General features: G+C 74.3%; 11 protein-coding genes. 10 read left to right on the top strand and 1 reads right to left on the bottom strand.

All coding sequences use genetic code 11. The features are described from left to right. Positions 1–44 precede the first annotated feature (44 nt). Both CS0771_RS31290 and aroH read left to right on the top strand, forming a co-directional pair. Positions 45–1,436, top strand: coding sequence for an MFS transporter (locus CS0771_RS31290; protein ID WP_212844351.1), 1,392 nt, complete (start codon positions 45–47; stop codon positions 1,434–1,436). A 205-nt stretch (positions 1,437–1,641) separates the two neighbouring features. Then, positions 1,642–2,031 (top strand): chorismate mutase, encoded by a 390-nt coding sequence (gene aroH, locus CS0771_RS31285; protein WP_212844350.1) that lies wholly within the window; start codon positions 1,642–1,644, stop codon positions 2,029–2,031. A 124-nt stretch (positions 2,032–2,155) separates the two neighbouring features. On the opposite strand, the gene CS0771_RS31280 is transcribed toward aroH, so the two are convergent. Then, positions 2,156–2,839: a hypothetical protein gene (locus CS0771_RS31280; protein WP_212844349.1), complete on the bottom strand. Its 684-nt coding sequence runs from the start codon at positions 2,837–2,839 to the stop codon at positions 2,156–2,158. A gap of 211 nt (positions 2,840–3,050) precedes the next feature. On the opposite strand from CS0771_RS31280, the gene CS0771_RS31275 reads away from it, so the two are divergent. The 8 genes from CS0771_RS31275 to CS0771_RS31240 all read left to right on the top strand — a co-directional run bounded on the left by CS0771_RS31275 (position 3,051) and on the right by CS0771_RS31240 (position 13,579). Then, positions 3,051–4,703 carry a WxL domain-containing protein gene (locus CS0771_RS31275; protein WP_212844348.1) on the top strand — a complete coding sequence of 551 codons (1,653 nt, stop codon included), beginning with the start codon at positions 3,051–3,053 and terminating at the stop codon, positions 4,701–4,703. Positions 4,704–4,773: 70 nt separating this feature from the next. Further along, positions 4,774–5,718, top strand: a complete 945-nt coding sequence (locus tag CS0771_RS31270; RefSeq protein WP_212844347.1) for a WxL protein peptidoglycan domain-containing protein — start codon at positions 4,774–4,776, stop codon at positions 5,716–5,718. Between the two features lie 314 nt (positions 5,719–6,032). After that, a complete protein-coding gene (locus CS0771_RS31265) occupies positions 6,033–7,043 on the top strand; it encodes a hypothetical protein (RefSeq protein ID WP_212844346.1) in 1,011 nt (336 codons plus the stop codon). A 4-nt stretch (positions 7,044–7,047) separates the two neighbouring features. After that, positions 7,048–8,385, top strand: coding sequence for a hypothetical protein (locus CS0771_RS31260; protein WP_212844345.1), 1,338 nt, complete (start codon positions 7,048–7,050; stop codon positions 8,383–8,385). Beyond that, on the top strand, positions 8,375–9,094 hold the full coding sequence (locus tag CS0771_RS31255; protein WP_212844344.1) for an ABC transporter ATP-binding protein: 720 nt from the start codon (positions 8,375–8,377) through the stop codon (positions 9,092–9,094). Before CS0771_RS31260 ends, CS0771_RS31255 begins: the two co-directional genes overlap by 11 nt. Then, on the top strand, positions 9,091–11,871 hold the full coding sequence (locus CS0771_RS31250; protein ID WP_212844343.1) for an ATP-binding cassette domain-containing protein: 2,781 nt from the start codon (positions 9,091–9,093) through the stop codon (positions 11,869–11,871). Before CS0771_RS31255 ends, CS0771_RS31250 begins: the two co-directional genes overlap by 4 nt. Positions 11,872–11,884: 13 nt before the next feature. Next, positions 11,885–12,484, top strand: a complete 600-nt coding sequence (locus CS0771_RS31245) for a neocarzinostatin apoprotein domain-containing protein (RefSeq protein WP_212844342.1) — start codon at positions 11,885–11,887, stop codon at positions 12,482–12,484. Positions 12,485–12,559: 75 nt separating this feature from the next. Continuing rightward, the gene (locus tag CS0771_RS31240; protein WP_212844341.1) at positions 12,560–13,579 is read left to right on the top strand and encodes a hypothetical protein; all 1,020 of its coding nucleotides are present in this window, start codon (positions 12,560–12,562) and stop codon (positions 13,577–13,579) included. The last annotated feature ends 43 nt before the right edge of the window (positions 13,580–13,622 follow it).

The raw sequence follows: 13,622 nt of genomic DNA, 5'->3' as shown, positions 1-13,622 counted from the left end.
GTTTCCAGAATCTACGATGGCGCCCTACCCCCCGGAGGTGCGCCATGGCGGTCGATACCGTCAGCGAGGAGACCCGCGAGATCACCGCGTACGAGGGACGGCCGCCGGTGCGGGTGCGCCGCGGCCGGGCCGCGCCGTTCGGGTGGTGGCCCGCGCTGGCCATCGCGCTGGTCGCGCTCGTCGACCGGATCGAGTACAACCTGCTCGCCGGGGCGCTGCCCGCCATCCAGCGCGAGTTCGGCTTCGACGACGGCGCGGCCGGCGCGATCGCCACCGCGGGCGCCATCGCCGCCGTGCTTCTGCTGCTGCCCGCCGGGCGGCTGGCCGACACCGGGCGGCGCACCTGGACCGTCTCCGCCGTCGTCGCCGTCTGGGCGCTGCTCACCGTCGGCACCGGCCTGGCCGGGTCGTACGCCGTGCTGTTCGGGGTGCGGGTGCTGCTCGGTGCGGCCGGGCAGCTGTACAACCCGCCCGCGTCCAGCCTGCTCGGCGACCTCTACCCGGGCCCGAGCCGCGCCCGCGCGTACGGCCTGGAGCGCGCCGCGTACTTCGCCGGGCTGCCCATCGGCGTCATCGCGGGCGGCGCGCTGGCCGAGGCCGTGGGCTGGCGTACCGGCTTCTTCCTCATCGCTGTGCCCGGCGCGATCATCGCGGCGCTGATGCTGACTGTGCGCGAGCCGGTGCGCGGCATCGGCGACCGGCTCAGCACCTGGTACGCGGGCACGGAGGCGGCCGCCTCGACTTCTGCTGCCGTGCCCCAGACCGCGCCCGTGCAGGCGTCGATCACCGCGCAGGTGCGGGAGCTGTGGCGGATCAGCACGCTGCGCTCGGTCGTGATCGGGCTGAGCATCCTGTTCTTCGGGCTGGGCGGCCTGTTCTTCTGGATGCCGTCGTTCTACCAGCGGGAGTACGGCCTGGACGAGGCCGCCGCGGCGGCCGTCGGCGGGGGCGCGGGCCTGGTCGGCATCCTTGCGGGCATCGGCGTGGGCAGCTGGCTCGGCGACCGCCGGCACGGGAGGCGGGCCGGCTGGCGGGTGGCGTTCGGCGGCTGGTCGCTGCTGGCGGGCACGGCGGCGCTGGCCGGAGCGGTGTCGATCGGGCCGTTCGTGCCGCAGGTGGTGTGCTTCGGGCTGGCCAACGTCGGCTTCGCGGGCGCGATCGCCAACCTGACCGCGGCCAACGCCGACGTGGTGCCCGCCGCCCGGCGCGGACTCGGGTTCGCGGTGCTGCAGGGCCTGATCACCCTGGGCGGTGCGCTGGGTCCGTGGCTGATCGGCGAGGCGTCGGACGCGACGGGTTCGCTGCGCTGGGCGTACGCCGTCGTCATCGCGCCCCTGGTGATCGGCAGCCTGGTGGTGCTGGCCGCCTGGCGCACCTACGACGCCGACGCCGCGGCGGCCCTGAGCGAAGGCTCGACGGCCGACGCTGCTGCCTGAGCCCGTGGTCGAAAGCGCTCGCCATGCTCTGGACGGCATGGCGGGCGCTTGACCATGTGGGCGGTGCGGTGGCGACGCGCACGGCCGTGGGCAGCGTGGCGCGGTGTCCGGCGAGCCGGTGCGGCGGCACCGGATCCTCGGCTGCCGTCGCTGTGCCGGGACGCCCCACCCGTGTCGGGTCCGGGCGGCGGCTTACACTGATCACGTGCCGATCCGTGCCGTACGAGGTGCCACCCAGCTTGAGGTCGACGAGCGCGAGCATCTGCTGGAGCGGGTCGCCGAGCTCGTCAAGGCGGTCCTGCACGCCAACGACCTCGCCGACGAGGACTTCGTGAGTGCGATCTTCACCGCGACCCCGGACATCCACTCGGAGTTCCCGGCGTACGCGGCCCGCCTGATGGGGATGGCCGACGTGCCGCTGATCTGCGCCCAGGAGCTGGACATCAAGGGCGCCATGCCGCTGGTGATCCGCCTGATGGCGCACGTGGAGACCGACCTGTCCCGCGACGAGATCACCCACGTCTACCTGCACGGCGCGGCCGCGCTCCGGCGCGACCTCACCCACGTCTACGCCAAGGCCGACGACCCGAGCTGACCCGCGACCGCCGGACCTCCGCGCCCCGCGAGCGCCTAGATCATCCGACTTGCCTGGCAGGTGGGCGTATCTTGAGCGCGCTTTCGCCCAGCTGCCTGGCAAGTCGAACGATCATGGGGTGGGGCTACGCGGTCTCGGGCGCCGGTTGCGGCGTAACGGCGGCGGCCGGGGTGCGGGTGGCGACGGCCATGAGGGTGGCCGCGATGCCGCACTGGAGGACGAGTTCGCCCAGGTTGCCGATCCAGAAGTGGGCGAAGCCCGCGGCGGCGGCGACGAACATGGTCACCGAGCCGAGGCAGAGCCAGGCGACGCCCGCCCGGCGCCAGAGCGCGGCGCCGATGCCGATCAGGACGAGGATCGTGACGATCGCGGGCACCGGCGGTCCCTCGGTGGCGGTGTTGACGTAGCGCAGGGTGTCCGCGTACGTCTCCGGCTCCAGGCGCAGCCGCACGACGTCGGCGGAGACACCCAGCGCGACCAGCACCGCCGTGAGCGCGGCGAGTCCGATCCGGACCGGGCGGCGGGTGAGCGAGGCGACGCCCGCGCGACCCGCCAGGTCCATCGCGGCCAGGATCATCAGCGGCGTGAGCAGCGCGTGGATCCAGTAGCGGGGCTCGTTGACGGCGTGCAGCGCGGGTCCGAAGCCGAAGGCCGGCCCGATCGCGATGGCGGCGCAGTCGTAGGCGAGCCCGGCGCAGATCACCGCGACGAGCGGGGCGCCGAGCGGCGCGGCGCGGCGCAGGCGCACGGCCGACGCGGCGAGCGCCAGCATGCACAGCGCGATCAGGGCCAGCAAAGTCGAGATCATGATGACCGTCCGGTGTTTCGAGGATCGGAACGCCGTTTCGTTTGATGGAAAGCTATGCCGCCGGTGCCAGGTGGCGCAAGGGGTGTTCGCATCGTTCGGCAACGTTCGCCGGACGGACGGTTGACAAGCGCCGATCCCGCTGACTTCATGTACGTATCGCAGAAGTGAACGTCGTTTCGTCTAGCGAAACGGATGGGAGAAGGGAGGTTCCATGCGGAGAAAGTGGGCGGTCGTCACCAGCAGCATCGCTGTAGTCGCGACCCTGGGTCTGGTGCAAGCACCGGCGCAGGCGTACGGACCGACAGCGAATTCGCTGGGCTGCCGGCTCTACTTCGGCGACACGGGTACGGGCTCCTCGCCGACCACCTGGAACGACACGTTCGGCCTGACCCTGTCGCCGGTCACCCCGGCACCGGGGCAGACCGTCACGGTCACGCTCACCGCCGCCACCGGACCGGACAACGGGCCCGCCCCGCTGTCCGCCGGAGACGTCCCGGTGGTCGTCACGGTGGCTCTCGGCGGGTCCCAGTCGGGCACGGTCACGCTGAACCTGGCGCCGTACCCGGCCACGGCGAAGGACCCGTACACCAAGCTCGGCGCGATCACGGCGACGGGCACCTTCACCGCCGGTGCGGCGGGCGCGGCCACGGCCACGGTGACGCGGGTGAAGTTCGCCAACGCCACCGCGGCCACGTACTGCTCGAACGCCGGGGACCGCGACCACAAGGCGGCCCCGCAGGCGAGCACCATCGTGGAGTCCTTCACCGTGTTCGACGGCTCGGCCACCGTGACCGCGGTGTCCGGCCAGACCGTCACCACGCACGCGCGAGCGGGGAACGTCATCTCGTTCAGCGTGTCCGGGCTGGCGCCCGACGCCACGCTCACCGCGTCCCTCAAGGACGCCGCGGGCGCGGGCACGGGGGAGGGCACCGGAACGGGCTCCACCGCCGCAAACGGGTCCGGCACGGGCACCATCACCGTGCCGGCCGACGCCACCACCGGGGTCCGCAGTCTCGCGGTCTCCGACGGCGTCAACACCGTCCTCGCGCCGATCACCGTCCTGGGCGCGCCGACCATCGCCATCAACCCCGGCGGCGGCGGCGCGGGCACCTCGGTCGCGGTGACCGGCACCAACTGGAACCCGGGCAGCACCGTGGCCATCCGTGGCTACCAGGCGCTGGCCGGACCGCCGCCGCCGAACCCGACCGGGGACGGCCCGGTCAGCGTCACGGCCTCGGCCGCGGGCGGGATCAGCACCACCTACACCGTCAACGACCCCGCAACCGCCTACGTCGGCGCGTCGTCGGGGATCGGGCCCGGCACCCTGTTCGCCGTCGCGGCGTGGACGGCCTCGGCCGACGCCTGCGTCGCCAAGGCGGGCGCGGCCACCACCGGGTCCTGCGCGTTGACGTACAACCTGTCGCAGACGATCACCGCCGGGAACCTGGCGATGTCGCGTGCGGGAGGCAGCAACCTCACGCTGTCGGGGGTCACCCTCGACGGCACCGTCCACACCAGCACCGGCTCGCTGCCGGTCATCACGGTGACGGACCACCGCGGCAGCACCTTCGGCTGGAGCCTGGTCGGGTCGCTCACCGACTTCACCGGCACCCCCGGCGGCACCATCCCGAAGGCGAACCTGTCCTGGACCCCCACCTGCACCGCGACGGCCGGCGCCACCAACGCCGTCACCGCGGCCGCGGGCACGGCGGGCCAGGTGGACGGCGCCACGCTGTGCTCGGCCCCGGCCGACGCGGCGGGCACCGGCGGCAGCTTCGACGCCTCCGCGGCGCTCGCCCTGACCGTGCCGGCGAACCAGCCGGCCGGTGCCTACTCCGCGACGCTCACGATCACGCTGAGCTGACCGGAACCGGTGGGGGCGGGCGCTATCCGTCCCCACCGGTCCTTCCCATCCCACCACCCGGGAGAGGCCGATGGCCATCTGGTCGCGCACCGCCGCGGTCGCCCTCGCCGCCGCGCTGCTCGCGGGGGCCCTGCCCGCGCCGGCCCACGCGGCGGGCAACGGCCGCTGGGCGGTCACCCCCACCCCGCCCGCCAACCCCGGCCCGGCCCCGCGCCAGTACTTCTTCCTCGAATCGCCACCCGGCCAGACCGTCATCGACTCGGTCCGCGTCGCCAACCTCACCGACAAACCGATGACCCTGCGCCTGTACGGGGCGGACGCGTTCAACACCAGCAGCGACGGCGGCTTCGGCCTGCGCCCGGAAAGCGAACGGCAGCAGGGCATCGGCGCCTGGACCCGGCTGGGCCTGGCCGACGTGGTGGTGCCCGCCAAACGGCAGGCCGACATCCCGTTCACCATCACCGTGCCCGCCAACGCCACCCCCGGCGACCACGTCGGCGGCGTGGTCGCCGCCGAGGCCGCGCCCAGCGGGCAGCTCGACTCCGGCGGCCTGGCCGTCGGCGTCACCCACGCCGTCGCGGCCCGCGTCTACCTGCGCGTCAGCGGCCCGACCGTGCCCGGCCTCGCCGTCACCGAACTCACCGCCGACCGCGCCCAGCTCGCCTACGACCTGGCCAACACCGGCAACACCCACCTGCTGCCCGACGTCGCCGTGACCGCCTCCGGCCTGTTCGGACACCGGGTCACCGCCGCCGGTCCCGGCTCGCGCCTCGACCTGGTCCCCGGCGCCCGCACCCGGCTGCGCGCCGCGCTGGCCGGCGTCTGGCCCGTCGACATCGTCACGACCACCGTCACCGTCACCGCCGAGGGCGGCGTCCGCGCCACGTCGAGCACCACGGCCCTCGTCGGGGTCTGGCCCGCCCTGGCCGTGCTGGCGCTGCTCCTGGCCGTCGCCGCCGTCCTGCTGCGCCGCCGCCGTCGCGCCCGCATGCCCCGCCCGCGAGGCCTGGCATGATCCGCCGCGCCGCCGCCGCGCTACTGGCCGGGCTCCTCCTGCCGGGCGCTCCCGGCGCGGCCGCCGCTGAGGGCGTGAGTGCTGAAACGCCCCGGGTGGCCGCTTCCGTGGCAGGCCACAACTTCTGGGTTGTACCTACAACCCAGAAGTTGTGGACCACCGGCGAGCACACCGTCCCGGCCGCCATCGGCGCTCGTGCGGCCGGGCTCGGGGCCACCAGTGCCGTGGGCGGCCGCAGCATCTGGGTTGCCTTCGCAACTTCGGGGTTGCGGACTCCGCAGCGGAGCACCGCCCAGAGCGCCACCTCGCTCCCTGTGGCGGCGACGGCGCGCAGGGACGGGTGGAGCGTCACGCTGTCGGCGGCGCGGGCCCGGCCGGGCGACCGGGTGCGGGTGATCGGCGCGAACTGGCCTGCCGGACAGCTGGTGCAGCTCGTCACCTGCGGGGAGCTGGCCCTGCCCGGATCGTCCTCATGCGACATGCGGGCGGCGCTGGCCACCGCCGTGGGCAGGGACGGCGGGTTCGCCGTCACGCTGACCGTCGGCGAGCCGCCCCGGCCCTGCCCCTGCGTGGTGCACGTGTCCGCGGTCGGCACGGGGGGCGGCGGCCACGTGGACGCGCCCATCGAGATCTCCGGGCACCCGACCGGACCGGTGCCCACCCCGGCGCGCACCCCGGCGCGGCTCGACGTCGTGGAGGCGCGGCTCACCGGCGGTGGGTCGCTCGCGGCCTGGCTGGGCGCGCCGCACCGGCGGACGCTCGTGTACACGGTGCGCAACGCGGGGACGCAGACGCTGTCGGGGGTGCCGCTGACCGTGCGCGTCGGCAACGGGGCCGACGCGGTGCCCGGCCCGGCGACGGGGGAGCTGCGGCCCGGCGAGACCCGGACCTATCAGGTGTCCGTGCCGATCCCGTTCGCGGCGATCGGGGACTATCCGGTGACCGTGGAGATGGGCGGGCTGGGGCAGGCGCGTGCGGTGCACGAGGCCTGGCCGTGGGGCCTGCTGGTGCTCAACGTGCTCGGCCTGGTCATGATCGCCTTCGGGGTGCGGCGGCTGCTGCGCCGCCGGCGCGAACGGGGCCACGGGCCGCAGCTGGCCGTCGACGGGCCGGTGCTGCTGCCCGCCGTAGTACGGCTGCCCGACCTCGGCGCGTACCTGGTGTTCGACGACGCGCCCGGCGCGGGCCGCATCCGGCGGCTGTCCGGCGGGCGGCTGAGCCCGGAGGACCTGCGCCGCCTGCTGGCACGCGACGTGCAGCAGCCCACCGCCGTCGTCGACCTGGACGCGCTCGACACCTTCCTCACCTTCCGCGAAAGCAGGTGACCCCTTGGACAGATCGACGGCCCTGCGCGCGGCCGCCGCGGCGGTGGTGGCGGCGGTGGCGTTCACCGGATGCTCGGCCGTCATGCCCGGCGCGCTCGACGGCGGCCCGCCCGGCACGGCGCTGACCGGCACCGGCCCCGGCGTCACCGACAGCACCGTGAAGGTGGTGTTCGTCGGCGTCGACCTCGGCACCACCGGCAGCAGCCTCGGCTTCCGCACCGCCTCCGCCGGTGACCTCCCAGCCCAGGTCAAGGCGCTGGAGACGTACGTCAACGCGAACGGCGGCATCGCCGGGCGCCGGATGGAGGCCGTGTTCCGCCGGTACGAGGCCAGCAACGACTCCCCGGCCGCCGAGGAGAAGCTCTGCAACCAGATCACCCAGGACGACCGGGCGTTCGCCGTGGTGCTGACCGGGCAGTTCCAGGCCAACGCCCGGCCCTGCTACGCCCAGCGCCGCACGCTGATGCTCGACGCCACGGTGGTCGCCACAGACGACGCCACCTACGCCACGCTCTCGCCCTACCTGTGGTCGGCCAGCTACCCGAGCTACGACGAGTTCGTCACCGCGCTGCTGCGTACCCTGTCCGAACAGGACTTCTTCGAAGGTGCCACCGGTGCGGGCGTGGTCGCGGCGGACACCCCGAGCAACCGCGCGGTGTACCAGCGCCTGGCCGAACCCGAGCTGACCCGCCTCGGGGTCGCCCCCACCGTCTCCTGGATCGACACCACCGATCTGGGCACCCTGAACGCGGGGCTCAACCAGGCCGTCGTCGACTTCCGCAGCAAGGGCGTCAACCGGGTGCTGTTCCTCGGCGGCGCGCGGCTCGCCTCGTTCTTCCTGACCACGGCCGCCGCGCAGAGCTACACCGCCCGCTACGCCGTGTCCAGCTTCGACAACCCGGGGTTCCTGGTGAACAACCCGGAGACCATCCCCGCCGCCGCGCTCGAAGGGATGATCGGCATCGGGTTCAACCCGAGCCAGGACGTGCCCGACAGCGGGTTCCCGTTCCCCGGCGGCGACGCCGAGCGCGCCTGCCTGGACATCTTCGCCGCTGGTGGGCAGACGTTCCCGACCAGGGAGAACGCGCGCGTCGCGTTCACCTACTGCGACGCCGCGCTGCTGCTGCACGCCGCCGCCAAGGACCTCGGGCCGAACCTCAACGCCGCCGCGTTCGCGCAGGCCGCCGCGGCGCTCGGCGACCGGTTCACGCCCGCGGCGGGCACCAGCGGCCTGCTCGGCGGCGAGCGGCGCACCGCCGGCAACGGCTACCGGGTGCTCGCGTACGACACCGGGTGCCGGTGCTTCGGCTACCGCGGCGAGGAGGTGCGCTTTGCCGGCTGACGCGCTGCGCGCCACCGGGATCGAGGCCGCGTACGGCCCGGTCCGGGCGCTGTTCGGGGTGGACCTGCGGGTCGCGCCCGGTGAGCTGGTCGGCCTGTGCGGGCCGAATGGCGTCGGCAAGTCCACGCTGCTGCGGGTGCTGTCCGGCCTGCACCGGCCCACCGCGGGCCGCATCGAGCTGTACGGGGACGACGTCACCGCCGTCTCCGCCGTGCGCCGGGTGCGGCTCGGCCTGTCCACGGTCGTCGGGCAGGCCACGTTCGGCTCCCTGTCGGTGCTGGACAACCTGCGGCTGCACGGGTACGCCCTCCCGGCGGCTCAGGTCCGTGAAGCTGTGGACGCGGCGCTGGCGGTGTTCCCGCGTCTCGCGCAGCGGGCCGGGCAGCCCGCCTCCACCCTGTCCGGCGGCGAGCGGCAGATGCTCGCGCTGGCCAGGGCGCTGGTGCAGCGGCCGAGGGTGCTGCTCGTCGACGAGCTGTCCCTCGGGCTGGCCCCGATCGTGGTCGGCGGGTTGCTGGAGATGCTGCGGCGGCTGCACGCCACCGGCATGGCGATCCTGGTCGTCGAGCAGTCCGTCAACGTCGCCCTGTCCCTGGTGGACCGCGTGTACTTCATGGAGCGCGGCGCGATCGCCGCCGAGCACCGCCCGCAGGAGCTGGCCGCGCGCCCCGAGCTGGTCCGTTCCCTGGTGCTGGGCGGTCACGCATGATCGACCCGATCGTCCTCGGCCTGTTCACCGGGCTCACCTACGGCCTGCTCGCCGTCGGTCTGGTGCTCGTCTACCGGTCCAGCCGGTTCCTCAACTTCGCCCACGGCTCGGTCGGCGTGTTCGGCGCCGCCGTGCTCGGCCGCCTGGTCGACGGGGCCGGTGTGCCGTACTGGCTCGCGTTCGTGCCCGCCCTGCTGGTCGCCGGAGGCGTGTCCGCCGCGATCGAGGCCGGGGTCGTCCGCCGCCTGCGCGGCCGCCCCGCGGTCACCGGCATGATCGTGACGCTGGGCCTGTCGCAGTTCGTGCTGGTGCTCGCGCTGCTGGTGAACAGCCAGGGGCTGAGCGGCCTGACGTTCCCGAAGCCGCCCGGCATGCCGTCGTTCACGCTGGGCCGCACCCCGGTCGGGCCCGCGTTCACCGCGATGGCGCTGCTGTCGCCGCTGCTGCTGGGCGGGCTGGCGCTGTTCCTGCGGCGCAGCCGGTTCGGGCTGGCCGTACGCGCCGCCGCCGACGACGCCGACACCGCCCGGCTCGACGGCATCCCCGCCGCCCGGATGACCACCCTGGCCTGGGCGATCGCCGGTGCGGTCGCCGCGTTCTCGGCGATCCTGGTCACCCCCACCCAGGGCGCCCAGTCCATCGACACGCTCGGCCCCGAGCTGCTGCTGCGCGGCCTGGCCGGGGCGGTCGCCGCCCGGATGGCGTCGCTGCCCATCGCGTTCGCCGCCTGCCTGGCCGTCGGCGTCGGCGAGCAGCTGCTGCTGGCCATGGGCGCGGGCCGCGGCGGCGTGTCGCTCGCGCTGGCCCTGTTCATCCTGGTGGCGCTGCTGTCCCAGCCCCGGCTCGGGCGGCGCGACGGCGAGCAGGTGCGCTGGCCGCGTGCCGTGCCCGTGCCGGGCACCCCCGCCACCCGGATCGCGGCGGCCGCCGGGCTGCTCGCGGCGGCCGGTGCGGCGTACCTGATCAGCAACGAGACCGCGTCCGCGCTGACCGCGGTGGCCGGCTTCGCCGTGGTCGGGCTGTCCGTGCTGCTGGTGACCGGGCTGGCCGGGGAGCTGTCGCTGGGCCAGTTCGCCTTCGCGGGCGTCGGCGCGGCCGTATCCGTGCACGTGTCGGCGTCCACCGGCAACTTCTTCACCGGCGCGGTCGCCGGGTGCGCCGCCGCGGCCGGGGCCGCCGCGCTGGTCGGCCTGCCCGCGCTGCGCCTGCGCGGCGTCGCGCTCGCCGCGACCACCCTCGCGTTCGCGCTGGCCGCCGAGGCGTGGCTGCTGCGGCTGCCCGTGCTGCTCGGCGACGGCGTCAGCGCCCCCAAACCCGCCTGGACCGGGTACGTGCTGGTGCTCGCCAAGGACTACTACCTGTTCGCGCTGCTGATGCTGGTGCTCGCGCTGTGGCTGGCGCACCGGCTGCGGGCGGGCGGGTTCGGCCGCACCGTGCTCGCGCTGCGCGACAACGAGGACGCGGCGCGGGCGCTGGGCGTGCCCGCCCCGCTGCGCAAGCTGCAGGTGTACGCCGCCGCCGGGGCGCTGGCCGGGCTGGGCGGCGTCGTCATCGCGCACGGCCAGACGCAGGTCACCGTCAACAGCTTCCCGGCCGTGGCGGGCATCGACGCGGTCGCGCTCACCGTCGTCGGCGGGCTCGGCCTGCTCGGCGGCCCGATCCTCGGCGCGCTGCTGCTGGTCGGCATCCCCGGCCTGGTCGAGCTGGGCATCATCGGCCAGGCCGCGCTCACCCTGGGCTGGCTGCTCGTCGTCGTCCTGCTCCCCGGCGGCCTCGGCGAACCGCTCGCCCGCCTCCTCCGCCGCCTGCCCGGCAGGCGTGGCGACCGCACGGAGCCGGCCGGTGCGGCACCTGCGACGCCGCCCCCACCGCTGCCGCGCAGACACCCGGCACCGGAACCGTCGACGGCGGCCTCGGGATTCGATCAGACGTCAGCCACCGGGCGCGGCGTGCGGCTGCCCGCACGGACCAGGCCGCTCGCGGTGGGGGACGGGCCGCTGCTGCGGGCGGGCGGGGTCGCGCGCGCGTTCGGCGGGGTGCAGGCCGTCGGCGGGGTGGACCTGAGCGTGGCGGCGGGGGAGGTGGTCGGCATCATCGGGCCGAACGGCGCGGGCAAGACCACGCTGTTCGAGATCCTCGCCGGGTTCACCAGGCCGGACGCCGGGCGGGTCGAGTTCGCCGGGCGCGACGTGACCGCGTACAGCCCGCAGCGCCGGGCACGGCTCGGGCTGGTCCGCTCGTTCCAGGACTCGCGGCTGTTCCCGACGCTGACCGTACGCGAATCGCTCATGGTCGCCGCTGCCCGCAGCGCACCCGAGGGGCTGCTCACGGCGGCGCTGGGCGGGCGCGGGCCGCAGCGGCGGCAGGCCGCCCGCGCCGCCGAGCTGCTCGACCTGTTCGACCTCGGCGAGGTCGCCGACCGGCCGGTCGGGGCGCTGTCCACCGGCACCCGCCGCACCGCCGAGCTGGCCTGCCTGCTCGCCCTCGAACCGGCCCTGCTGCTGCTCGACGAGCCGTCGTCGGGCGTGTCCCAGGCCGACGGGGTGGCGCTGGCGAGCCTGCTGCTGCGGGTCAACCAGGAGCTGGGTGTCGCGCTGCTGGTGATCGAGCACGACCTGCCGCTGCTGTCCCGGCTGGCGCGGCGGATGGTCGCCATGGACGCCGGCCGGATCATCGCCGACGGCACCCCCGGCCAGGTGCGCGAGCACCCCGCCGTGGTCGCCGCGTACCTGGGCACCGATGCCGCGGCGGTGCACCGCTCCGGCGTACCCGTCTAAGGAGGAGAATCCCATGTGGAGAGCACGTGTGGTCGCGGTCCTCGCCGTCGTGGCGGTGGCCGTGTCCCTGACCGCCCATCCCGCCGCCGCCAAGCCGACGCTGCGGCTGAGCAAGTCCAGCGGCCTGTCCGACGGCTCGCAGATCACCGTCAACGGTTCGGGCTTCACCGCGAGCCTGAAGCAGATCGCCATCGGGCAGTGCATCGCGGAGGTGAAGGGGCCGACCGACTGCAACCTGGCCGGCGGCGCGCAGTTCGTCAACGCGGACGCCAGCGGCAAGATCCCGGCGGTGACGCTGCGGGTCGCGAAGAAGTTCGGCTCGTTCGACTGCACCAAGCGGCAGTGCGTGATCGCGGCGCAGATCCTGCCGTCGTCGGCCTCCGACGACATCGTCAAGGCCAACGCGACCAGCGTGAAGATCTCCTTCGGCACCTCCTCGGGCAGCTCGGCCGCACCGACCGCGTCGTCGGGCGGCGGCGGAGGCAACCTCGCCAAGACCGGCCCCGGCGACGAGCACTGGTACATCGTGCTGGCCGGCACGGCGCTGCTGCTGCCGGGCATCGGCTTCCTGCTGCTCCTGCCCCGCCGCCGCCGCGCCGCCGCGCCCGCCTGACCACTCCGTTCCAGAGTTCACAACTTCTGGGTTGTAGGTACAACCCAGAAGTTGTGAGCCGAGTAGCCTGCCTGGATGCGCTGGGAGTGGTACACCGACGAGGCCTTCGAGTTGCGCCCGCTGTGGCAGGAACGCGCCAGGTCGCCGCGGCCCGGCAGGCCCCTTGCGCAACGGCCGCCGTCCACGCGTGACGCCGTGCGCTACGGCTTCGACGACCAGAACCGTCCCGTGGTGATGGCGCGGTACTCCGGCTTTCTCAACGGACGCCGGACCGGCACCACCACGCGCACCTACCGCGACGACGTGATCGAGGAGGTCGCGGTCGACGCCGACGGCGCACAGATCTACGCCGACCGCTACGAGTACGCCGAAGGTCTGCTGCGCCGCTGGTCGAAGGCCGCCCGCGGCGGCTACGGCGACGAGACCTACCACTACACCGACGGCCGGGTCACCGGCATCGACGTGACCCACGGCGGGCGGCCCACCCAGCGGATCGCCGTCGGCTACGACAGCGCTGGCCGGCCGGCGCGAATCGAGACGACACACCTGCAGGGCAGGGCGTACACCGAGCTGACCTATCAGCGGCCGGTCCGGCGCGTGAGCCTGGCCGAGCGCTGCCGCACGGTCGCCGCGCTGCTGGTCGACCGGCTGCCCCGCGTGGTCGCCGCCGGCGGGGCTGAAGGCCCGTTCTACTGCCTGGCGCTGGTCTACTACCCCGATCAGTGCCTGCCGATGTGGGGGCTGGGCTCGCAGGCCGAGCGGGAGCTGTGGCTGCGCGAGCAGGACGATCCCGATGACCTTCTGTGGAGCCCGGCCGATTTCGAGCTCTTCGACAGCGACCCGCTGGACGCCGGTGATCCGGAACTACACGAGGCCGCCCGGCTGCTCGACCAGGAACTGTCCCTGGCCGGTCCGGGCGACCGCGTACACCGCCTGCTGCTGGACGTCGCCCACGCCCTCAACGAGCACGACTGGACCGGCACGATCGCCGTCACCGACGACTTCATCGTCTACCCGCTCCAGGTCCACGGCGACGACCTGGAACGCAACCTCTCCGCACTGCGCCGCCGCAGGGGACCGGCCAGAACGGGTTGATCGCGAGTCGTGTCAGAACATGCGGTCCAGCCACAGGTTTCGA

The sequence above is a fragment of the Catellatospora sp. IY07-71 genome, assembly GCF_018326265.1.
Taxonomy (GTDB): Bacteria; Actinomycetota; Actinomycetes; order Mycobacteriales; family Micromonosporaceae; genus Catellatospora.
Note: the sequence above shows the minus strand (reverse complement) of the source record. Positions and strands in the feature narration are given on the sequence as shown.